The sequence below is a fragment of the Marinobacter antarcticus genome, from assembly GCF_011049865.1.
GTDB lineage: Bacteria > Pseudomonadota > Gammaproteobacteria > Pseudomonadales > Oleiphilaceae > Marinobacter > Marinobacter antarcticus_A.
In genome coordinates, this window is record NZ_DRGY01000021.1 from 1 (window position 1) to 22,684 (window position 22,684).

Genomic DNA, 22,684 nt, shown 5'->3' on the forward strand with positions numbered 1-22,684 from the left:
CATACTTCTGGTTGCCCAAGTGGACCGGCAACATGTATGACGAAACCCTGGGTAAAACCCATTTCTGGCTGTCGTTCGTCGGAATGAATCTGGCTTTCTTCCCGATGCATTTCCTTGGACTTGCGGGAATGCCCCGCCGAATTCCCGACTACGCTCTGCAGTTTGCTGATTTTAATATGGTTTCAAGCATCGGGGCGTTCATGTTCGGTTCTACCCAGCTATTGTTCCTGTTTATTGTTGTGAAGTGTGTGCGAGGCGGCGAAAAAGCGCCCGCCAAGGCTTGGGAAGGCGCAGAGGGCCTTGAGTGGACATTACCGTCGCCGGCGCCCTATCACACGTTTGCAACGCCACCAGATGTGAAGTAGGAGGCCGGGGGATATGTCTGAGCAGCCGGTAAACAAGCCTGCGTCCCAGCGCAGCAATGCGCGGGTTGTCAGCTGGTGTGTTGCTGGCGTGGTGGGAATGTTTGCTTTCGGGTTTGCGCTGGTGCCGTTGTACGACGTTTTTTGTGAAATCGCGGGCATTAACGGTAAAACCGGCGGTCTTTATGTACCGACTGAGCCCGCCGTTGCAGACATGAGCCGCACCGTAAAGGTTCAGTTCCTGGCGCAGAACGGTCCAGATATGCCATGGGTTTTTCGCCCGATTACTCGAAGCGTCGAGGTTCATCCGGGAGAGGCGACAACCGTCAGGTTTTACGCCGAGAACCCGACCGACAGGGATATGGTCGGTCAGGCTGTCCCCAGCATGTCACCATCTGAGGGCACACCGTATTTCCATAAAACCGAGTGCTTTTGCTTTAATCAGCAACCGCTGGCCGCCGGCAAGAGTACAGAAATGCCTTTGGTTTTTATTGTGGATCGGGATATGCCCGCCCATATAACCAAACTGACGATGTCTTACACGCTCTATGATCAGGGTGAACCGCAGGCTGCGGTGTTAAATACAAAAACAAACGATAACGGATAGGCCATCGGAGATTGCTATGGCGGACTTTCAAACCTACTACGTTCCTGAACAGAGCAAGTGGCCCATTATTGCGACGGTGGGCCTCGGCGTTACCTTGTTTGGTGCGGCCTCAATTATGGTCAGCAGCAAACAGGGGCACAGCACGAGTGGAGACTGGATGATCTTCGCCGTCGGCGTTTTGATCATGATTTACATGATTTTTGGCTGGTTCGGTACCGTCATCAAAGAAAGCCGCAGTGGGCTTTACAGCCCTCAAATGGATCGTTCATTTCGCTGGGGCATGAGTTGGTTTATCTGTTCCGAAATTATGTTTTTTGCGGCGTTTTTCGGTGCGCTCTTCTACGCCCGCGTGTTTGCAGTGCCCTGGCTTGGGGGCGAAGGCGACAGAGGCAGTTCCAACATGCTCTGGGAGGGGTTTCAGGCGACCTGGCCGCTGCTCAATAATCCGGACCCCGAAGCATTTCCTGCGCCGAAATCTGTTATTGGCGCCTGGGGTTTGCCACTGGTAAATACCATTCTTCTGGTCACCTCTTCCTTTACGGTAACCGTTGCGCATCACGCGCTCAAAGCGAACAACCGGAAGAAAATAAAAATCTGGTTGGCGGCGACAATAATACTGGCGATTGGTTTTCTTTCGTTACAGGTTGAAGAATACGCGCATGCCTATCATGAGCTAAACCTGACGCTCGAGTCGGGCATCTACGGCAGCACGTTTTTCATGCTGACCGGATTTCACGGTGTTCACGTGATGCTGGGTACGCTGATGTTAAGCATCATGCTCATACGCATTCACAAGGGGCATTTCACATCAGACAATCACTTCGGATTTGAAGCAACGTCGTGGTACTGGCACTTTGTGGATGTCGTCTGGCTTGGGCTTTTTGTGTTCGTCTATGTCATTTGATGCAACAACGGTTTGGCGTCAGGGAGTCGGGTGTAGCGTCAGGCTCCCTTGCCATAGTGACAAAAGGATAACGATCAGCAAAAGCACGCTCAGCGTCACCCTGACCGCGAGCGAGTTCACCACCCGATTGGTCTTGCCACCGTCTTTGATGAGAAAAAACAGGCCGCTGAAAAGGCTGAAAATGACGGCGAGCATGAGAAAAATGATTAGGGCTTTGAGCATAGCAATCTCTCTGAAAAAACTCTCTGGTGTTTGTTCCTGTTGCTGCCATGTTTACTATAGCAGACCATGACTGAGGCAAAAAAAAACCCCCGGCAGTGGCACTTTGATTGGCGAATGATGGTTTTTGCTGGCGCCTTCCTGCCGCTGTTGGTAGCCTTGGGCATCTGGCAGCTTAATCGCGCCGAGGAAAAACAGGCCCTGTTGGGCCAATGGCAACAGGAGGCGCAAAACCTCGAGTGGCCAGATCTTGTGGCCAATGGGTTGGAGGACGGCAGGCCAGTAACGGTTACCGGACTCTACGGTGAACGCAGCTGGTTGTTGGATAACCGGACCCGCGATGGCATCGCAGGTTATGAGGTATTAACCGCTTTTTACCCGATTCAGGGCCCACCGGTTCTCGTCAACAGGGGCTGGGTTGCGGCGCCGAGAATGCGAATCGAACTTCCTGACGTGGCGCCCCCAACTGACTTGTATAGCCTGACTGGACGTATATATCATTATCCCGTACCGCCGGTTTTGTCGGGTAAGGTATCTCCCGAGGAAGGCTGGCCCAAGCGGGTGCAGGCGCTCCCCGAATCGGTTGCGAGAGCCGAGATTGCAGAACTCCCCGATGCCATCATCCGGCTTGGGGACAGCGACCAGCCCGGGGCTTATCGCGCCGACTGGGAGCCGGACTTGATGGGGCCGCAAACACATTACGGGTATGCGGCACAATGGTTTGCACTAGCGTTAGTGCTGAGTGTGTTGACCGTGGTCGCAAGCTATCGAAAGACGGGAACCAACAACGACGGTGATAATGGCTAATCGAACATCCCTGCAGGACGAAAGAGACGGTCCCACGCCCGAGCAGACTCGCAGAGGCCGGCGTACCGCATTTTTGCTGTTTGCACTTGGCTTCGGGCCAATGATTCTGGCAACCGTCATGTTTTATACCGGCTGGCTGAATCCGGCCGGACACACCAATCAGGGTGTGCTGATAAAACCGACGGTGCCAGTGGCAGATCTTCGCCTTGAAACACTGTCTGGCGAGCCCCTCATGAAACGTTTCAGTGCGGCCCAGACGGACCCCCAGTGGTTGCTTCTGGTTGCGGCGGGCAACTGCGATAGCCGCTGTGAAGAACTGCTTTATCTGGCCAGACAAGCGAACATTGCCTTGGGAAAAAATGCTGACCGGGTATCAAGAGCCGCAGTGCTTGGCGAGGTTGGCGGCGATCTGGCTGCGCGCTGGCCTACAGAGTATCGATTGATGGAGCGCTTGGTGTCGGCGAAGGGCACAAAGCCAGCTTGGCCTGAAGGCGTGGACCCGGCAAAAGAGCCGCGTATCATGTTGGTTGACCCGTTCGGAAACGTCATGATGCACTACGGTCCGGAAAATTCTGGCAAGGATATGCTCAAAGATCTGAAACACCTGCTCAAACTGTCACAGGTTGGCTGAGGGCCAACCCGAAGGAGTCATCTTGAATCATCGTCCCCGGGGTAATAACCCACAGGGCAGAGCCATGGTGAATTGGGCAACCTTTTCCGTTGTGCTTGCGGTTGTGGTGATTATGTTAGGCGCCTGGACCCGGTTGTCTGATTCCGGTTTGGGCTGCCCCGACTGGCCGGGCTGTTACGGCTTTATAACGGTGCCCCAGAGCGAATCCCACATCGCCATTGCCAATGCCCGGTTCCCGGACGCTCCGGTGGATGTTGCCAAAGGCTGGCCGGAAATGATTCATCGCTATGCTGCTGCAACGCTGGGGCTGGTTGTGTTCGGATTGGCTGCAAGTGCCGTTCGCCGGCGTCGTAGCGGAGTGCCGTTCAAGCTGCCCTTGTTCATTGCGGGCTTTATTCTGCTGCAGGGAGCCTTCGGTATGTGGACGGTCACCCTCAAGCTCTGGCCCCAAGTGGTTGCGTTGCACTTACTCGGTGGCTTCACCACGTTGAGTCTGTTGACCTTGCTGATGCTGCGTTTGCGGAAGTTTTCGGCGCATCGAGGGTCAACCGAGACATCACCATCCCCGGCACCACCAAATCCTGTAGACTTAACGGGCAACCTGGCCGGTTTGCGCCCATGGATCTTCGGTGGTCTATTTCTGATTATTATGCAGATTGCGTTGGGCGCCTGGACCGCATCGAATTATGCGGCAATTGCCTGTACAGACTTGCCAACCTGTCAGGGCCAGTGGTGGCCTGAAGGTATGGATTTTCAACACGGCTTTGACATAACCCAGCACGTTGGCCCTAATTATCTGGGTGGGCAACTCACAGGCGCTGGACGGGTGGCGATTCACGTAACCCACAGAGCGGGTGCGATGGTGGTGCTGCTCTATTTTGCCTTTTTGCTGTCATTGATCTGGCGCCGTGACAAGAGCCGGGCACTGCGCGGCCCCGTTCGGCTGGTTGCGGTAGCGCTGGCGGCTCAGATTACGCTTGGGCTTGCCAACGTTTTGTTTTACATTCCCCTGCCGATTGCGGTTGCCCACAACGCCATGGGCGCCGGGCTGCTGTTGTCGGTTATTTATCTGATCTGGCGGCACTACCAATTGTTGCTGCCACAGGCGAAGGCTGAAGCAGCAATACAGACGAAAACGATGCATAAGGAGGTTACGGCGTGAGTGAGCAAGTCGAGGTACTGCCGGCCCAAGGCGTTACCAACCAACCCGCCCGTTCAATTTCCTGGCGGGATTACCTGGAGCTGACCAAGCCCCGGGTTGTGGCGCTGATGATCCTGACGTCGGTTATTGGCATGTTGCTGGCCACTTCCGGATTACCCGGTTTGAGCGTTCTGATTTGGGGCAATCTGGGTATTGCCTTGCTGGCCGGAGCCGCTGCCGTGGTCAACCACGTGGTTGACCAGAAGATCGATACCGTGATGGCCCGTACCCGCAAACGCCCGGTCGCTACGGGCAAAATCTCTTCGATAGAAGCCATCCTGTTTGCCGCACTGCTGGCCACTGTTGGCATGGTGGTGTTGATATGGCAAGTCAATCATCTGACCGCCTGGCTCACACTGGCCTCTTTGGTGGGGTATGCCGGTGTTTACACGTTGTTCCTGAAGCGGGCAACGCCACAGAACATCACCATCGGCGGACTCGCGGGGGCCATGCCGCCGCTGTTGGGCTGGACGGCGGTAACCGGTCAGGTAGACGGCCATGCGCTGCTGCTGGTGCTGATTATCTTCGCCTGGACGCCACCACACTTCTGGGCGCTGGCTATTCACCGGAAAGAAGAATATGCCAAAGCCGGTATTCCCATGCTGCCGGTTACCCATGGCAATAAATTCACCGAACTGCACATCCTGCTTTACACTCTCATCTTGCTGGCAGTGAGTTTACTGCCGTTTGTAACCGGCATGTCCGGCTGGATTTATCTCGCGGGCGCTATGGTTCTCGGTTTGCGCTTTCTCCAATACGCAGTGCGGTTGCTCAGAGGCGATGATCGCAGGGTAGCGCTGAAGACCTTCAAATTCTCCATCACATACCTGATGGTGCTTTTTGTGGTACTGCTTGTGGATCACTACGTTTTTTTTTGATTTTGTGAAGACGTGCCAGCAAAAGGGCGTCTTTTTCTCCCGGCGGGAAAGGCTTCTGGACCACAATCGCGGTGTTAATGCGGAGCCTGCTAATTGGAGTTGTGATGAACCGTTCAGTTCAAATCACGGTGTCTGTTCTTTTGTTTGTCGTGGTTCTGATTTTTGGTCTGGTTATTGGGCTGCAGGTATTTACGGTCGGTAGCGGGGAGCCGACCCCGGCACCGGATCTTACCGAGATGAACACCTACGTGTATGACCAGCCACGGCCTTTGGCAGAGTTTACGCTGACCAACGAAAATGGCGAAACCGTCACCCGGCAAAGCCTTCGGGGCAAGTGGACGTTTGCGTTTGTGGGTTACACAAACTGCCCGGATGTTTGCCCGGCCGCCATGGCCAATCTTCGACGCATGAACACAATGCTGTCCAAAGCGTTGCCCCAGCCTGATTATCTGCTGGTTAGCGCCGATCCCGAGCACGACACACCGGAACAGCTCAAATCTTACACAGCGTTTTTTGGTGAGAATTTTCACGGGTTGACCGGGGATCTTGAAACGCTGCGGGCGTTGGCCAGGAGCCTGAGTGCGGTGTTCGTTCAGCGCGAGGTCGATGGCGAACTGTTGGTTGACCACAGCGCCCATTTTGCGCTGGTGAATCCGGACGGTGATCTGGCGGCACTTATCCAGCCGCCCCATAATCCCGAGCATCTTGCTGAGGCTTTCGAGCGCATTTATCAGTGGGCCAAGGCAAATCAGGAACGCACTCGCTCCTGAAACGGTGGGGAGCCTGTTCTGTCGAGGGCGCACTGACATTGCGGCTGGATTCGCCTAGACTGCGCGAGGGAATACACACTCGCCGGAACAGACAGCATGTCACATCAGTACAACACGACGTCGAAAGAACTCTTTGCCGTTCTGACGGCCGGCGCTGTCGTATTGATGGTCGTTCATGGGCTTGGGCGGTTTATTTTTACACCGTTGCTGCCGTATCTGGTAGAAGACGGCCAGTTCAGCGCGCCCGACGGCGCGGCCGTCGCCACCTGGAATTATCTCGGTTACCTCATGGGGGCCATACTGGCCATTCGCTGGTACCGGGTGGCACAAATCCGTATTCTGCTGCCGGTTTCCCTTACGGTGCACGTTGTAACCACCTTGCTCATCACCCAAACCGATAATCTGACGGCCATCTCCGGTAGCCGCTGGTTGAATGGCGTCGCTAACGGTATTGTTTTTGTGCAGGCGCCCGCCTTGATTCTGGAATGGCTGGTGCTGCGCAACCGGGCCAGCATGAGTGGGCTCGTATACATAGGCGTGGGCCTGGGACTGTTGGTCTCCAGCGGGCTGGTCACCGGCAGCGCCGGTATGCTCGAGGGTGCCGAGCGCTGGTGGCCCGCCGCGTTGCTATCGATCCCACTCGCCCTGTGGGGCGCGAATCGGTTGACCCGCCTGGAACTGCCCGACGAAGACCGCGATACAAACGGCAAGGCCACAGCCACCACGCCACTGTTTGACCGTGCCAGCATTCCCCTGTTTCTTGCATACGGTGGTGCCGGACTGGGCTACATTCTCCCGCTTACGTTTCTGCCGCTACTGGCCAAGCTGGAGCTTGAGGCCGACCACTGGCTACTCGACGGAACCTGGGTCATTGTTGCTCTATGCACCATACCGGCCGCCTGGCTGTGGAACCGGCTGGGCACTAAATTGGGTGATCTCCCCGCGCTGAAACTGAATTTTCTGATCCAGTTGGCGGGTGTGCTGGCCGCCGTACTTCTGCCTGGCGCCATAGGCCTGGTGCTGTGTGCGGCGCTGGTAGGTGGCACATTTCTCGGCACCGTATTGCTCACGCAGCGCATCGGCCGCGCCCTGCACCCGCACCAAGGCCCACGATTGTCGGCGGCCATGGTCGCGCTTTACGGCTTTACCCAGATGGTCGGCCCCTGGCTGACCAAGCAATGGCTGGATGCCGGTGGCACGCTGGATTCTGCCTTCGGCATTGGCGTAGCCGCGCTCGCCTTCGGGCTGATATTCGTATTCTTCGTGCCTCGCGCCGACGTGTGGCATGCGCGAACCCTTCGCTTTGACTGACAAAACAGTACTTCCCATAGATCACATTCTGGCAGAGTTGAAACAGACTCTGGTGCACGCCAATACCGCCTTGTTGCAGGCGCCACCGGGCGCGGGGAAAACCACTCGTGTGCCCTTGGCGCTGCTGGATGCACCCTGGTTGCAGGGCCGTAAGATCCTGATGCTGGAACCAAGGCGGCTGGCCGCCCGGTCAGCGGCAAGGTTTATGGCAACGCAGTTGGCTGAAAACGCCGGACAGACCGTCGGTTACCGAACGCGGCTGGATACCAGGGTGTCCAGCGCGACTCGCATAGAAGTGGTCACTGAAGGCATACTCACCCGGCTGATTCAGAGCGACCCCATGCTGGAAGACTACGGTGCCGTGCTGTTCGATGAGTTTCATGAACGCTCGTTGCAAGCCGATCTCGGTTTGGCGCTTGTGCGTGAGACCCAGGAAGCGCTGCGGGACGACCTGCGGGTGTTGGTCATGTCAGCAACGCTGGATACGGCGCCTATTGCCCGCATGCTTGGGGATGTGCCTGTTTTGAGCAGTGAGGGTCGGGCGTTTCCGGTGGACGTATTCTACCGGCCCGCGCCTGCCACACAGCGGCATCCTCGTCTGGTGGATCAGGTAGTGGCAGTGATTATTGAAGCGCTGGCGCAACAACCCGGCTCGGTATTGGTGTTCCTGCCGGGCGCCGGGGAAATTCACCGGGTGGCTCAAGCACTGGCCGGTCAGGTGACATCAAATGTTGTGATCGCGCCCCTGTTTGGCAATCTCAAGGCCGCAGAGCAGGATCAAGCCATCGCGCCGGCTGCATCGGGTACCCGCAAAGTGGTGCTGGCAACCGCGATTGCGGAAACCAGCCTGACCATTGAAGGCGTGCGCGTGGTGGTGGATAGCGGCCAGCAGCGTCGCGCGGTGTTCGACCCCAACAGCGGGATGACGCGGCTGGTAACCGGGCGTGTCTCGAAGGCGTCGGCTGAGCAACGCAAAGGTCGCGCCGGTCGCGTTGAGCCAGGCGTGTGTTACCGATTATGGAGTGAGTCGGAGCAGTTCGGGCTGGCGGAGTTTACGCCGCCGGAGATTCGCGAAGCCGATCTGGCCCCGTTGGTGCTTGAACTGGCCAATTGGGGCGCTCGCACACCGGACAAGCTCGTGTGGATTGATCCCCCGCCTCCCGCCCACTGGCAACAGGGTGTGGAGCTTCTGCAGTGGCTGGACATGCTGGATAACGAGGGTGCGATTACCGAGCACGGTAAATCGGTTCGGGCGCTGGGCATTCATCCGCGCCTGGCACACATGGTGATACTGGGTCGGTCGCTTGGGCTGGGCAGGCTGGCGGCAGAACTGGCCGCGCTGCTGGAAGATCGGGATGTACTGGGCCCCGGCGCCGGCGCAGATATGCAGGAGCGGATAAGAGTCCTGCGTGAAGAGCAAGGGCGAGGACCAGGAGGAGAGCGCGGCGCCCGGCGCGCAGACCCGCACCGGCTTCAGGCGCTGCGCCAGCAGGCAAAGCGCCTGTTCGAGCCTGGCGTCCACAAACAAAACGAACAGGATCCGGTGCCTACGGCTGCTGAAGTCGGCCGTTTGTTAGCCCTCGCTTATCCGGATCGTATCGGCAAGCGCCGGCCCGGAGACGCGCCACGCTATCAGCTCAGCAATGGCAAAGGCGCGATGCTGCGAGAAGACGATGGGCTGGCCCGGCATGAATGGTTGGTGGCCGCAGATCTGGATGGTAAATCAAGGGAGGCAACCATCTATCTGGCGGCGCCGGTGGATCTGCCCACCCTGGAAGCCGATCTGGCGGCCCACATCCGTGAGCAAGACGAAGCCGAGTGGGATGATAAACGCGGCACGGTGGTTGCCCGGCGAACCCGTCGACTGGGCGCGCTGCTTCTTACCGCACGATCCCTGGGCAAACCCTCACCCGAGCTGGTACAGCAGGGCATACTGGCGGCGGTTGCGCGCAGGGGGCTGGACAGCCTGCCCTGGACCCCCGGGGCCCGGCAATGGCAGGCTCGAGTCTTGCTGCTGGCCAAACACTTTCCCGGGCAGTGGCCAGATGCCAGTGACCGGGCGCTGACAGATGCCCTGGAACGCTGGCTTGCCCCCTTCCTTATCGGCATCAATCGCTGGTCTGACCTGGCCCGGTTGAACCTGCAGAACGCCCTGAACAGCCTGCTGGATTACCCGCAACAGCAGCAGTTGGCAGAACTGGCTCCAACCAGTCTGGTTATTCCCACCGGCAGCTCCGTTACTCTGGATTACACGGTTGAGAACGGACCGGTATTGGCGGCTAAGTTGCAGGCATTGTTCGGCTGGACCAAGACGCCGGTGTTAGCAGGCGGGAAGGTGCCGGTATTGATTCACCTGCTTTCGCCAGCCCAAAGGCCACTGGCGGTAACGGCAGATCTGGCCAGTTTCTGGACGCACGTCTATCCACAGGTGCGCAAAGACACTCGTGGCCGTTACCCCAAGCATCCCTGGCCCGAAGACCCGTTTACCGCCGTTGCCCAGCAGGGTGTTAAACGAAAGTGATCCGGTTGATGATTTCACGATAAACCATGAACGCCATCAGGTAAGGCCATAAACTACTTGCGCACGGGCCAAAACTGCTTAAAATTCGTTCACTTCTTCCCTCGCGACCCAATCCATGCACTGTGTATCGTTTAATATTTTTCGCACCCTTGGTTTTCCCGACACAACCGTACTCAAACCGGAACACTTCCTGCGTCACAAAGAGTTGCTGCGCGAGGCAGACTGGGTGCTGTTCCCTGAATACTGGCAGCTCAACGCGCTCGTGCACGGCTTGAAATGCCGTGTTTTTCCGAGCATTGCCAGCTATCGGATTGGCCACGACAAGGTCGAAATGACCCGGGCGTTTGAGGCGGTAGCGCCCGAACACATCCCCTGGACAATCATTGAAGCTAACGGGCCCGAGGAGCGCGAGCAGATCTGGAACGCCATGGTGCTGCCGTTCGTTGCGAAGCTGCCCAAGGCCAGCATGGGCGAAGGTGTGTGGCTGATCGAAACCCGTGACGATTGGCGCACTTACTGCGAACGCACGGAGGTTCTGTACGCTCAGGAATACCTGCCGCTGGATCGCGACGCACGGATTGTTGTGGTCGGCGACAAAGTTGTAACCGCATACTGGCGCACCCAGGCAGATCAGGGTTTTTACAACAACGTGTCCCGGGGCGGCAGGATTGATCACAGTCCGGTACCGGCCGTCATGACCAATCTGGCCCTCCGGCTTGCCCGGGATTTGGGCGTGGATCACGCCGGTTTTGATATTGCGTTAGTGGAAGGCTACCCCTACGTGCTGGAATTTAACCGCTTGTTTGGCAACCAGGGGCTGGGCCAGGGCAGTGAACTGCCAGCCGCCATTATGGCGTACTTGCGGCAGCACAGTGAGCCCCGGGACCCAGGCAACTCGACGAACCCTGAGCCTGCCCGCCCCATAGCGGTCTGAGCCTGTGGCTCAATCGGCTACAGATTGTTGTAACGGTTAATATCAAAAATACCCGCTTGCAAGGGCTGGTGCTCAAGCTGCCAGGCCGTGATGTCCTGAAGGATCTCCCAGAATCGCCGATGCGTTCGGCGCACGCCCCAAACGCTCACCAGCTGGTCAAAGGCGGGCTGCTCTTCCATTTTCAGCGCTTTCAGTCGGTCTTTGAACAGCCCCAGCTGAGATGCCGGAATGTCGAACATGAAGTTCGGATAGCTGCCGATGATTCCCGGGTAGATGGTTAACTTGTCGTTCTCCGGCTGATAACGCAAACTCTCGCCCAGCAGGAAAGCGACGCTGCTGTGGGCGCGGTCGCGGATTACCGTGTAAACCGTGCGTTCGCCTTCTTCGTTGTAAACCCTCAGAAAGGTGACGTCGGGAAGGTAGCGAATCGCGGGTAGGAATTCAGCGCGGGTGGCGGCCAGCTCCGAAAGCACCTGATCCGCATCACGAATCCAGTCAGGCTGGTCTTTGCGGCCGCAATCACTGCCGCCACATCGGTTGATGGGGTCGTCATGCTCTGCATTCAGTTCGCGGAATTTCAACAGCAGGCGCGCGCCCAACTCTTCGTTGAACGCTGAGGTTGCGAAGGGCACCTGTGAGGATGTGGTGTCATCCATGCTGGTGTAGCTGTAGTCCAGCTTCAATTTGCCGGCGCCCTGATACCACTGTTGCAACACCCGGTTGCGCTCACCCGGCGGAACCAGACGCAAGTAATCCTGCTCGCCGCCGTTGCGAATCAAGTCAAAGTAAAGCCGCGTCTGGGCCTGATGGGCCACACTGCCGAACACATCAAAATTCACCACCAGCTCGTAATAGGTGCGCTCAAACAGCGGATAGTCCATCCACCAGCTGGTCAGAGGAACCTGGCCAATCAGGCCCCGTTGCACGGAGGCGTTGTCGTGATGGCGAAAAACGGTTAGCAGTGCATTGGTGTTGTTGCCGTCGCCGTCCCAGATCTGATCGAGGGATGCGCCCTTGGGATAGGCTTCAGCGTAGGCTTTGTTTCGTATCTCATGGTAGCGGTTGCGCTTGTCTTTGTAGTTCCTCCAGTTATCCCCGAGATCCAGCAGATCCCCGTCCTGCCCCGGCAGCGCCAGTAGTGGTGTTACTTTTTCACGATAGTCTGCACTGGTTACATACAGATCGTCTTCAGGATCGTGGTAGGTCACCCAAAATTGATCACGAATCACGTCGGTGGCAATCTGGCCGCGGCACACCGGTCCGCGAATGAAGGTGCGGGTGAAGTACTCTGCGTTGTCCAGCATGAACTGATAACGGGCTTTTGCCGGGATGGCTGCAAAGGTCACAAACGGGTTGGCGCGGCTGTCCCGGCTGTAATCCGGCGCGGTTTCCACTTGCCAGTCACCGGTTTCAAACAATTCTCGGGTGCGCTCGAACGGTTTGTCCCCGAAAGCGAAGGTAATGTGTCGCTTATGCACGATGCTGCCGGCTACCGGGCGCAGGCGGTAATACAGCGGGCCTTGGGGATCATCGTTAGGGCGTCGCGTCGCGATTATGTCGATGGCGGTACCCGGAGGCGTATGGGAGCGTACGATTTCGAAGAACCGGGTATCTGCGCCCCTGTCCTCAAAGTACAGATGGGCAAGATAGAGATGTTCGTAAATCCAGCGGCTGACCAACTGCCTGCGTTGGTCGCCTTGGTTGAGCCAGGTCTCCCAGCGCTGAATGTGGTTTTGCGCGACGTCGCTGACGTCGGTTTTTAACGGGCTGATGGCGCCTCCCTGGTTGAGCCAACCGGTGAGCGTGGCGTATTCGTCGTCGGTCAGGCCCGTCACGGCCAGAGGCATGCCCCCATAAGGGTGATCGCTGGCGTAATCCGAGAAGTCGTCGTTGCTGACACACTGATTGGCACGGGACAGTCCCAGTTCAATGTCGTCAGGCAGTTTGCTGTTGGGTGCAAATTCATACTGTTTGCCCAGGCGAATCATGTTTTCAAACAGGCTGCGAGTCTGGTCGCCCCGGGCCAATACCGAATAAAACCCCATCTCACGCCACTGCTGTTCGGTTTGGGCGTCGATGCCCAGGCGCGTGGTTTTTTGGGCTTCCAGGCGAGCACCATCGTAAACAGAGTCTTTGAGTGCACCGCGAATCAGGCCGTCGCTATATTCCATTTTTAACTGACAGGGCGCGTCAAAGCAGCCATGGCAGGCCAGGCACTTGGCTTCTACTATGGGGCGAACGTCGTCGTTGAAGCTGACCGGTTGTTGGGTGGCTGTGGGCAGCGCCTGTTTGAAGGTGGGCGGAGTCGTGCTTTCGGCACAGCCGGCCAGGAGCAGCAGGATAACGAGTGCTGCGGTAGTAAGTCGCGCCATTGAGGGCTCCTGAGGAAGATTGGGAATTCGTTGCTGCGGGATTATAAAGGGTTCTTCGGGTGTTCGCTAAGGCCTCTTTTTTAAGGGACGACCTGCGGCTTTTCGACGATTGGCCGATGTTTGGTTGCCGCTTTGATTATGGGTAGATGTGCTGATATCTGTGAGGCGGAGAAAGCCCGATTATCGCGATTATTGTCAGGGCCAATCCGGGTCTGGCCCACGCGCTTATGCATCGCTTTATTACCCTTGGGGGGAAACACCATCCATGACCGAGTCAGCCAACGCGAACATCGCTGATTACTACACCGCCGAGACCTTTAACCGCATCAAGGCATTCGCTGATAACAGAGAAACGCCGTTTGTGGTGATTGATACCGCGACCATTGATCGTCAGTACGACGAGCTGGTGGAAGGTTTTCCCTACGCCAATGTCTATTACGCGGTGAAGGCCAACCCGGCTCCGCAGGTTTTGACCATGCTGCGGGACAAGGGTGCAAGTTTCGATATTGCGTCTGTGTATGAGTTGGAAAAGGTAATGGCGCTGGGCGTAACGGCTGACCGGATCAGTTACGGCAACACCATCAAGAAGGCGCGGGATATTCGCACGTTTTATGAGAAAGGCGTGCGTATGTTTGCCACGGATTCCGAGGCGGATCTGCGCACCCTTGCCAAGGCGGCTCCTGGTTCAAAGATTTACGTGCGCATTTTGACCGACGGTACACAAACCGCCGATTGGCCGCTTTCGCGCAAATTTGGTTGCGAGAACGACATGGCGATGGATCTGCTGATCCTGGCCCGGGATCTGGGGCTTGTGCCCTATGGCGTATCGTTCCACGTGGGTTCCCAGCAGCGAGAGATAGGCGCGTGGGATTCGGCGCTGAACAAGGTAAAGGTCATTTTCGAGCGCCTGAAAGAAGAAGACGGTATTGAGTTGAAGATGATCAACATGGGCGGTGGCTTCCCGGCCAACTACATCAACCGGACGAATGAGCTGGGTGTGTATGCATCCGAAATCACCCGTTTTCTGAAGGAAGACTTCGGAGACGAGTTGCCTGAAATCATTATCGAGCCCGGCCGGTCGCTGATTTCCAATGCCGGTGTGCTGGTAAGCGAGGTGGTTCTGATTGCCCGCAAATCCCGCACGGCTTTGCACCGCTGGGTGTTTACCGATGTGGGCAAGTTCAATGGATTGATCGAGACGCTGGATGAGTCGATCAAGTTCCCCATCTGGACGGACAAAAAGGGTGAAGGTGAAGACTGCGTGATTGCCGGGCCAACGTGCGATAGCGCGGACATCATGTACGAGCATCACAAGTACCCGTTGCCGCTGAATCTGGCGATTGGTGATCGCATGTATTGGTTGTCCACCGGCGCCTACACTACGACTTACAGTGCTGTAGAGTTCAACGGGTTTCCTCCGTTGAAGGACTTCTACATCTGACGTTGAGTCGGGGCCTGCTTAATTGGAGCATGGCCGGGGAGCGGGGTGTCTTTTCTTCTGGGAAAAACAACTCGCTTTGCTCAGACATTTTTTTCCCAGAAGAAAAGACACCCCGCTCCCCGGCTTTTGGCCATTGGTGGGGGCGCTTTAAAGCCGTTGGAGGTTGAGTTTGATCGCCAACGGGGAGACTAGGACGCCGTAGGCGATCATAACTGCTATGGCGTGCCTTATGTCGCCCGTCCAATCTGAGAGCAATCCGCCTGCCATGGGCACTGCGAAGGCCATGGTGTAGCCGACCAGAAAGTTGCCAGCCGATAGCCGGCCGGTTTCACTGGCGCTCACCAGTAGCGGCGGCAGTGCGACCATCATGATCAACAGTATGCCGGCGGTGAAGCTCATGAACGTTGCGCTGGCGATTGCCCACCATCCGGTAAATACCAGAATGCCCAGGGTTCCCAACAGGCTGAGTACCAGCATGATGATCAGCGGGGCTTTTCGGCCGACCCAGTAGCGGGCCATTTTCAGCATCAGCAGTGAGGCAAACACCTGGGCGATGTTGTACCAGAACAGGGCGTTGGTGAGGTTGTCGAATTCGCCTCTTTGTTCCAGTAGAGCACCCAGGTAGGCGTTTACGCCGAAAAACAGCGAGCCTGAAACGCCGAGTAACAAGCCGAGTTTCAGGGTGAGCGGATTTTTCCAATCTGGCAGCCATGCAACTTTGCGCGTGGGTCGGGCCAGGTCACGTTTGGGCAGGAACAGGGCGGCGGCAACCAGCAGTGCGGGTAATGACCAGACAAGTAGGGTTGCGCGCCAGCTGTTATCCAGCGCCGGCATGATAACCGGCAGAGTGATGCCCGCGCCTATGAACTCGCCCATGAGCATACCGTTCATGTAGATGGCCGAACCAATCGCCAGGTGCTTTGTCGCCAGCCAGCGTGGCAGCAGCGCCGGCAGTGCCGGTTGCATCATGGCAACGCCCAGCCCCATAGCAGCGCTGGTCAGCATCAACGTGGCGGTGTCTGGGGCCAGGCCCCGGCCTGCGGAGCCAATAACCATGATCACCATGGCGAAGGCGAGCGTGTTGCGCGGGCCTATGCGCGATATCGACAGCGAGCCGGGCATGGCGCCTATCGCAAGCATCAGAATGGGTAAGGTGGTCAGTGCGCCGGTGAGGGTCTGAGACAGCGCCAGTTCGTCACCGATAAACGGCGCCAGCGGCGGCGCAACCAGTATCGGGATGCGAAGGTAAACCCCGGCAAGCCAAAGCAACAGCGCCACCGGCAGCAACCCTGCTGTTGAAGGCGCTGTCGATGGCTGTATTGGTATTGCCGGTTTTTCAGTAGCAGACAAAAAGCTTAGTCTTCGCTGGTATCCGCCAGATACGCGCCGTCTTTGTCATGCACTTCCTGCCCGGTAACCGGCGGGTTGAACGAGCAGATCAGACGCATGTCTTCGGTACCGCCGCGAAGGATGTGCTTGTCGTGCTTGTCGAGGGCATACAGAGTGCCGTCGGAGATTTCGTGGGTCTCACCCGTCGCAAGATCGGTAATGGAGCCATTACCCGCAACGCAGTAAACCGCTTCTAGATGGTTTTTGTACCAGAACGTATGCTCTGTGCCCGCAGGAATAATGGTTTCGTGGAAAGAGAAACCCATGCCGTCTTTTTTCAACAACAGGCGGCGACTGGTCCATTGCTGGGCGCTGACTTCGCGTTCTGTACCGATGATGTCTTGAACTCGTACAATTTTCATAAGCATTCCTCGTTGTTTGATGGAATAGCACTACAGTATAAACACTCCTTTCAGGTTCGATTCAACCGCCAGTCGTCGTAAATCGCCATACATTGTTCAATAGCGGCCTGAAACTTCTGCATTTGTCCCTCGTCCACAGGCTGTTTTTTGCGACACTTATCCAGGGTTTTTTGAATGACCTGACGGTGCTTTTTATCAAGACGTTCGAGCCAATGATGGTCGGCGGGCGCCAGATCGAGTAGCTCCCTACCTGCATGATTTCGATGGCTTATATGCCACCAGTGGTCCACCGCCCGGCCCAGCACCACGTAACCGAACTGACTGTCTTGCACCGGCCCGAACGTGGCGGTTTTCAAACCGTCCTGGAGCAGGCCGATATTCAGGGCCGGCAGCATGAACCGGCCGCTGTAAAAATAACTTCCCGCCGCGCCGATCAGCCCCCCCACCAACGCGCCTGTGCCCAGTGACGTCCCCAGAGTCAGCGCATCCAGACCGGCACCGCCAACGGCGCCTGCACCAAAACCCGCGGTGGCCAGATAGCGCTTGCTGACCGCCCAATGTTTGCGGCTGTCCTCTGAGAATAGATCATGATCGCTGTGCCATTCCAGCTCGGCTTCTTGCCGGCGGATGCTGTTGTGCTGGTACAGGTGCTCAATGTCGACCCGCAGAGACTGTTCCTGTTTGCGCTGATGCTGATACCAGTGTTGCCGGAGCTGGTCTGCAAGGGTGCTGTCGCTGGTGCCCGCAATTTGGTCCAGAGACAGTGTGCGCTTCTCCTGGAATGACATCATGGTCTTTAACGCCTTGGCAATGATGCCAGCCGCCTGGCGACGGCGCTGTTCTCGCTGGGCGGATAAATGTTCGGTGGCTTTGCCCAGAGACTGCTCCCAGTCTGGTTCGAGCTGGCCAAAGGCGCGCAAAAGGCTGAGGTGCTGCTCGAACGGAGCGCGCACAGCGTCGAACTTGCGTACAACCTGAAAGAACTGGCCCAATGCCGCCTGCCAGGTGTCGCTGTAGTCGTCAGGCCCTATGCTGTTGATCAGAGCGAGACTGGGCTGCCCGGTCCAGCGCAGGATGGTCATTTCTGCTTCATGCTGGGCGTTGTAGGGGGCGGAGCCGTCCACCACGTAAATAATACCGGCGCCTTCAAGCAGCGGCGTCAGTAGCTCGCACTCGTCGGTAAAACGGCCGTCGTCCTTATGTTGTGTTACAAACGCGCGCACCGTTTCGCTATGGTCCGAAGCCGAGATGCTGTGAGCCTCCAGCCACTCCAGAACCCGCCGTGGCCGCTGGAATCCCGGCGTATCCACCAGCGTGTAGAGAATTTTGCCGTCTACGCTCAACGGGTAGGATTGCCGTGTGCGAGTAGTGCCCGGCTCCAGCGCTATGGCAATGGCATCGTTCTGCGACAGAGTGGCCACAACGCTGGATTTGCCCTTGTTCGGATGGCCCACAACGGCGAAGGTGGGTGCGGTGTTCATTCGACAACTCCCCGGCCCGTGTCAGAAACAGCGTCGTAATCCGGCAACAGGCTAACCGTTACAAATTCCGGCCCGACGCGTGCGGCAAATCTCAGCCATTGCTGAACCAGATGGGCATCTGGCGCCTGCTCGACGCGGTTAGCCAGTGGCACCAGGGCAACGTGAGTGCCCTTGGGCCAGAGCTCCCGGGCGCTGGTGAGAAAGTCGTCCAGTTCCCCCGTGGGTGGCTCCCAACTGCGGGTAAACAAAAGAACGCAGAGGCAGGATTCCTGCGCCAACTGCGTGGCTATTTCGTTCAGTGTCTGCCGATCGTCTGTCAGTGTCATTCCGCCGCCGGCTTTGGTGATCAGGTTCTTGCCGGTGCTGATGATATCCGGCAACTCCGGATCGCCCGCACCGGCCCAGCGCAGCACTATGCGGGCATTCGGCAAAGGCTGCAGGCTCAGGGATGTTTTGGTGTCTGGCAGGTCGGCGGCGTCGTTGTGTTCGTTGCCCGTATCCAGAGCCGGTGTCTCCATGCGGTACATCAAGGCGCGTAGTGCCGGATGGCCGGCGAGAAGATGCGCGGCCTTACGGCGAATCAGCACGCCTGCCAACAGGGAAAGAACAAGCCGGGGCAGCAGAGCCCAAGTTGTCCAGAGCATGGCAACAAAGGGCCACCACTGGCCCCAGCGCGCCGGATTCATGCCGTTCTGTCCCGCGCTGGCGCGGAAGAATCGAGTTGCTTCCACAAGCACAAAATCGGGCGCCGCGGCGGGCCACAACCACGCCCACGGCGATGCGATCGCGGTGACAAGTCGGTGATAGCTGCTGGCGTCAGTATCAAGAGTGGTGCTCCAGCCGAAGGCGAGATCCTGCAACACCACCATAACCAGCAGGGTTATAAGGCCTGTAATCGCAAAGCACAGCCCGCCAACCTGCGCTGCCCGGGCCATCAGAACCGGCTGAAGCCGCCCGGAAATGTCTGGCCCGCCGTTGCTTCCAACGCGCCTGAGCAGCCCACGCCACGGTTGCCAGCCCACCAGAGACTGAACAGTGGTCAGTAGCGCAAGCAGCAACTGAAAGCCCACAAAAGCCACAATCACCGTTACGTTGATGCGCTGGCCGCCGTCGTAAAAAAGCAGGCCGAGCATGGTCAGCACACCGAATACGGTGCCCGCTGCCACAAAACCGCTGTTGATCCTGTGCCAGAAGCGTAGGGTCTTCTCGGCCGATGATGTGCCTGCACCCGGGCCGCTGAGATGGTTCATCTGCGCCATCCAGCGTTCCGGACCGGGCGTGATGCCCTGCTGTTCGCAGGTGAGTGCAAACTTGCGATCCCGCCGGTGCAAAAATGCCGCGGCCTGACCCTTGTCTCTCTGGGCGCAGGCGTCGAAATCCAGCAGCAGGCGGAGGGCATGATCTGTCATGAACGGTTCCGGTTGTGAATTCGATCTGTGGGTCTTTGGTGTTAGGATATCGGCAATACCCTGTCCGATACCAGACAACGAGTTTTCATGCCCCATCATTTGATGAATTTGCGCCACGTACCGGATGACGAAGCCGAGGAAATACGGGCTTTGTTTGACGACCACGACGTGCGGTTTTACGAGACCCCGCCAAGTCGCTGGGGCGTCAGTATGGGCGGTTTCTGGGTGCACGACGATGACGAAGCCCAAAGAGCCAAGGAGTTACTGCAGGAGTACCAGCGCCAGCGCTTGGAAAGTCAGCGGGAAGCTTACGAGGCGCGGCGCCTGAATGGTGAATCAATGGGTGCTTGGCAGATGTTTCGCTACAAGCCTGTGCGCACCTTTGCCGCGTGTTTGGCGATTGTGGTGATGATTGGCCTGAGTCTGCTGCCGTTTATCCACATAGGCTAGCCACTCTCGAATGTCGGTTTGCCCGATGGTCAGGGCTTTTTGTTGTGGCGCATCAGAAATCCTGTGGCTTTGCTGATGGCGCTTCCGGCGGTGAGAAAGCTGGTAATGTGGCCGCGCAAACGCATCTCGAACAGTTCGCTTTCAACCCCGTTGGCCAGCAAGGTGTCGTGCAGCGTTTGAGCCTGGCGAAAGGGCACAAGGCTGTCCATGTTGCCGTGAAACAGGAAAAACGGCGGCGAATTGCGGGTGACGTAGGTGATGGGCGACGCGGCACGATACGTGTCTGGAATATCGGCCTTCGTGCCTCCCAGAAACTGACGTAAGAGTTTGCCGGAACCAAAGGCCGTCAGATCAGCAGGCGTGCCGCCGGCCACTACCGCGTTGAGGGCTGTGTCCGGGCCGCCATAAGGTTGGTTCAGGGATTCGGCGTCGTTCGAACTGGCTACCAGCGCCATCAAGGCAATCAGATGTGCCCCGGACGAAAAACCAAAACCGTTTACCCGAGAGGCATCCAGCCGGAATTGTTCCGCGTTGTGGTTCAGCCAGGTGCGGGCGATTTGCAGATCGTGTAATTGGGCCGGGAAGATGTAATCCGGTGCCAGGCGATAATCAATATTAAATACAGCAAAGCCATGGCTTGCCAGCTTTTCTGAAATCCAACTTATATCACTTCGGGAGCGCCCCTCCCAACCCCCACCGTGCACCATCAGCACAACGGGGTGAAGCTGTTCACCTTCGGGCAAATACAGATCTCCGTAGAGCTTTTTCGGCCAGTCATCGGGAGAAAACTGCACGCCGTGATTCACGGTGAACGATGTGTTCTTCAATTCGACGGGTTCTGCAGGCGCATTGTGATAACTCGCGCAGCCACCCAGGACCAGCGCGCTCACCAGCGTACCCACACCGACAAGGATTTTCAGCGTTTCATGGGCTCTCAAAGATCCATTCCTTTTTAGTGTTTCAAAGAAGACGTTTACGCTGTGCGGGCAGGACCGGACCTGTGTCGCTTTAATCGGCTGTCCGCCAATCACGACGATGTCCGGCTTTCAGGACAAACAGGCTGCCGTGACCCTGATAGCGCGAGTCCTGATACGAATCCGAACCAGGACGGCGGTAAAGTTGTCCGGAAACCGGGACAAATAATGCTACGCTCAAAAGAAGTCTCGAAAATAATCAATAAAAACAATAAGGTAAAATTATGGCACAGGAAGCGCATAGGGGTTGTTTCGGGTCGTGGTCCCGACCCGTTCTTAACAACAACAAATAAGGAACGACCATGAAACCTATCATAATCTGTACGCTGATCGGCGCGACAGGCTTTGCCCTGAGTGCCTGCAACAACAGCGAAAACGATAATGCGCCTGCCGTCAACCCAGTGCCCGGATTTATCCAGGGCAATATCCAACGCACCCACTATGACGGCGTTACCGATGATCTTCTGACCGCTGGCCTGGGTGCTACCGGCCTTGGCAGTTCAACGGCACCCGCGTTTTCAGACCCTCTCAACCCTTCGTCCGGTGAGCTGCGCCAGCTCGCGATTTATAATAATTACCGGGCACTGGTGGATACGTCGGCGGGTGGTGGTTATGGGGAGTTCTTTGGCCCCGGCGTAGGCAATGGCACGGAAGGGCTGATTTCGGGGCATGAATACATTGCGTTCATGACGGTATCGGGCAGCGATGTGCCTGTTACGGTGATGGCCCAGATACCTGACAGCTTTGATCCACAGAACCCGTGCATGATCACCGCGCCGTCTTCCGGTTCCCGGGGTATCTATGGCGCGATTGGAACGGCGGGCGAGTGGGGTTTGAAAAAAGGCTGTGCCCTGGTCTATACCGACAAAGGCAGCGGCACAGGCGCACACAACCTGGAAACCAATACGGCCCAGCGCCTTGATGGCACGCTAACCGCCGCCGCAGAACCTGTGCAGTTCCGGGCAGACCTGACCGATGCCGGGCGCAGTGATTTTAACGCTGCCTGGCCTGACCGTTTCGCCTGGAAACACGCACACTCGAAAGCTAACCCGGAAGCTGACTGGGGGCAGCACGTTCTGCAATCTATCGAGTTCGGGTTCTGGGCACTCAACGAACAATTCGCCAGTGACAGCAACGTTGCCGCGATCACCCCTGAAACCACTCTGGTTATTGCCTCCAGTGTTTCCAATGGGGGTGGCGCTTCGGTTCGAGCGGCGGAGCAGGACACCAAAGGCCTGATCGATGGCGTCGCGGTATCCGAACCTAATGTAAACCCGGTTGTGGATACCAGCTTCACCATTAACCAGGGTAATAACGCCGCGATTACCGAGCACAGCAGAAGCCTGTTGGAATACACCACCGCGCTGGCGGTTTACCAGGGTTGTGCCAACCAGGCGCCGGCTATCCGTGATGACGCACCGCTGAACGTCCTCAACCCTTCATCAGTGCGCGACAATATCTGTAACTCACTGGCCAACAAAGGGCTGGTTACAGGTGCAACGATTGACGACTACGCCACCGATGCGCTGCGCATCCTGAATGAGGACTTCGGCATCCAGCCCGAGCAGAACCTGCTCGCCCCGGTGCACTTTGCCTCCAAGGTTGCCCAGAGTATTTCCATGACCTATGCCAACGCCTATGGCCGTGCGGGTGTTGAAGAC

General features: G+C 57.4%; 21 protein-coding genes. 14 read left to right on the forward strand and 7 right to left on the reverse strand.

The genetic code is table 11. The features are described 5' to 3' along the window. From ENI00_RS02365 to ENI00_RS02375, 3 genes are all read left to right on the forward strand, one after another. A partial coding sequence (locus ENI00_RS02365) for a cbb3-type cytochrome c oxidase subunit I (protein WP_304098292.1) occupies positions 1 to 365 on the forward strand: 365 nt, incomplete at its 5' end. A 13-nt stretch (positions 366 to 378) separates the two neighbouring features. After that, positions 379 to 969 carry a cytochrome c oxidase assembly protein gene (locus ENI00_RS02370; protein WP_304098295.1) on the forward strand — a complete coding sequence of 197 codons (591 nt, stop codon included), beginning with the start codon at positions 379 to 381 and terminating at the stop codon, positions 967 to 969. Between the two features lie 16 nt (positions 970 to 985). Next, positions 986 to 1,873, forward strand: a complete 888-nt coding sequence (locus tag ENI00_RS02375) for a cytochrome c oxidase subunit 3 (protein ID WP_304098297.1) — start codon at positions 986 to 988, stop codon at positions 1,871 to 1,873. Between the two features lie 18 nt (positions 1,874 to 1,891). Here ENI00_RS02375 and ENI00_RS02380 read toward each other — a convergent pair whose 3' ends face one another. Further along, the gene (locus ENI00_RS02380) at positions 1,892 to 2,095 is read right to left on the reverse strand and encodes a twin transmembrane helix small protein (RefSeq protein ID WP_304098300.1); all 204 of its coding nucleotides are present in this window, start codon (positions 2,093 to 2,095) and stop codon (positions 1,892 to 1,894) included. A gap of 66 nt (positions 2,096 to 2,161) precedes the next feature. Here ENI00_RS02380 and ENI00_RS02385 point away from each other — a divergent pair, with 66 nt between their 5' ends. The 8 genes from ENI00_RS02385 to ENI00_RS02420 all read left to right on the forward strand — a co-directional run bounded on the left by ENI00_RS02385 (position 2,162) and on the right by ENI00_RS02420 (position 11,145). Continuing rightward, positions 2,162 to 2,899, forward strand: a complete 738-nt coding sequence (locus ENI00_RS02385; RefSeq protein ID WP_304098303.1) for an SURF1 family protein — start codon at positions 2,162 to 2,164, stop codon at positions 2,897 to 2,899. After that, positions 2,892 to 3,530, forward strand: a complete 639-nt coding sequence (locus ENI00_RS02390) for a hypothetical protein (RefSeq protein WP_304098305.1) — start codon at positions 2,892 to 2,894, stop codon at positions 3,528 to 3,530. Before ENI00_RS02385 ends, ENI00_RS02390 begins: the two co-directional genes overlap by 8 nt. A gap of 64 nt (positions 3,531 to 3,594) precedes the next feature. Beyond that, positions 3,595 to 4,692: a COX15/CtaA family protein gene (locus ENI00_RS02395; protein WP_304098340.1), complete on the forward strand. Its 1,098-nt coding sequence runs from the start codon at positions 3,595 to 3,597 to the stop codon at positions 4,690 to 4,692. Next, complete coding sequence (cyoE, locus tag ENI00_RS02400; RefSeq protein WP_414674198.1) at positions 4,689 to 5,609, forward strand: heme o synthase; 921 nt, start codon at positions 4,689 to 4,691, stop codon at positions 5,607 to 5,609. Before ENI00_RS02395 ends, cyoE begins: the two co-directional genes overlap by 4 nt. A 104-nt stretch (positions 5,610 to 5,713) precedes the next feature. Further along, a complete protein-coding gene (locus tag ENI00_RS02405) occupies positions 5,714 to 6,379 on the forward strand; it encodes an SCO family protein (RefSeq protein ID WP_304098309.1) in 666 nt (221 codons plus the stop codon). Between the two features lie 96 nt (positions 6,380 to 6,475). Next, positions 6,476 to 7,690 (forward strand): YbfB/YjiJ family MFS transporter, encoded by a 1,215-nt coding sequence (locus tag ENI00_RS02410; RefSeq protein ID WP_304098313.1) that lies wholly within the window; start codon positions 6,476 to 6,478, stop codon positions 7,688 to 7,690. Then, on the forward strand, positions 7,683 to 10,211 hold the full coding sequence (gene hrpB / locus ENI00_RS02415) for an ATP-dependent helicase HrpB (protein ID WP_304098315.1): 2,529 nt from the start codon (positions 7,683 to 7,685) through the stop codon (positions 10,209 to 10,211). The genes ENI00_RS02410 and hrpB overlap by 8 nt, the downstream gene beginning before the upstream one ends. A 115-nt stretch (positions 10,212 to 10,326) precedes the next feature. Beyond that, a complete protein-coding gene (locus tag ENI00_RS02420; RefSeq protein WP_304098317.1) occupies positions 10,327 to 11,145 on the forward strand; it encodes an ATP-grasp domain-containing protein in 819 nt (272 codons plus the stop codon). Between the two features lie 17 nt (positions 11,146 to 11,162). On the opposite strand, the gene ENI00_RS02425 is transcribed toward ENI00_RS02420, so the two are convergent. After that, on the reverse strand, positions 11,163 to 13,517 hold the full coding sequence (locus tag ENI00_RS02425; protein WP_304098319.1) for a fatty acid cis/trans isomerase: 2,355 nt from the start codon (positions 13,515 to 13,517) through the stop codon (positions 11,163 to 11,165). Positions 13,518 to 13,782: 265 nt separating this feature from the next. Between ENI00_RS02425 and ENI00_RS02430 the strand changes: the two genes are divergently transcribed. Next, on the forward strand, positions 13,783 to 14,958 hold the full coding sequence (locus ENI00_RS02430) for a type III PLP-dependent enzyme (protein WP_304098323.1): 1,176 nt from the start codon (positions 13,783 to 13,785) through the stop codon (positions 14,956 to 14,958). A gap of 147 nt (positions 14,959 to 15,105) precedes the next feature. On the opposite strand, the gene ENI00_RS02435 is transcribed toward ENI00_RS02430, so the two are convergent. The 4 genes from ENI00_RS02435 to ENI00_RS02450 form a co-directional block, all read right to left on the reverse strand. Further along, positions 15,106 to 16,236 (reverse strand): CynX/NimT family MFS transporter, encoded by a 1,131-nt coding sequence (locus ENI00_RS02435; RefSeq protein WP_414674200.1) that lies wholly within the window; start codon positions 16,234 to 16,236, stop codon positions 15,106 to 15,108. Positions 16,237 to 16,313: 77 nt separating this feature from the next. Continuing rightward, complete coding sequence (locus tag ENI00_RS02440) at positions 16,314 to 16,709, reverse strand: ectoine synthase (RefSeq protein WP_304098326.1); 396 nt, start codon at positions 16,707 to 16,709, stop codon at positions 16,314 to 16,316. Positions 16,710 to 16,759: 50 nt separating this feature from the next. Further along, positions 16,760 to 18,190 carry a GTPase/DUF3482 domain-containing protein gene (locus ENI00_RS02445; protein WP_304098329.1) on the reverse strand — a complete coding sequence of 477 codons (1,431 nt, stop codon included), beginning with the start codon at positions 18,188 to 18,190 and terminating at the stop codon, positions 16,760 to 16,762. Then, entirely contained in the window at positions 18,187 to 19,599 is a 1,413-nt protein-coding gene (locus tag ENI00_RS02450) for a DUF2868 domain-containing protein (protein WP_304098331.1), read from the reverse strand. The genes ENI00_RS02445 and ENI00_RS02450 overlap by 4 nt, the downstream gene beginning before the upstream one ends. Positions 19,600 to 19,686: 87 nt before the next feature. Here ENI00_RS02450 and ENI00_RS02455 point away from each other — a divergent pair, with 87 nt between their 5' ends. Continuing rightward, positions 19,687 to 20,049 carry a DUF6164 family protein gene (locus tag ENI00_RS02455; RefSeq protein ID WP_304098333.1) on the forward strand — a complete coding sequence of 121 codons (363 nt, stop codon included), beginning with the start codon at positions 19,687 to 19,689 and terminating at the stop codon, positions 20,047 to 20,049. A gap of 29 nt (positions 20,050 to 20,078) precedes the next feature. On the opposite strand, the gene ENI00_RS02460 is transcribed toward ENI00_RS02455, so the two are convergent. Further along, positions 20,079 to 20,987 (reverse strand): alpha/beta hydrolase, encoded by a 909-nt coding sequence (locus tag ENI00_RS02460; protein WP_304098334.1) that lies wholly within the window; start codon positions 20,985 to 20,987, stop codon positions 20,079 to 20,081. Positions 20,988 to 21,325: 338 nt separating this feature from the next. On the opposite strand from ENI00_RS02460, the gene ENI00_RS02465 reads away from it, so the two are divergent. Further along, the coding region (locus tag ENI00_RS02465; protein ID WP_304098336.1) for a 3-hydroxybutyrate oligomer hydrolase family protein at positions 21,326 to 22,684 on the forward strand (1,359 nt) is incomplete at its 3' end.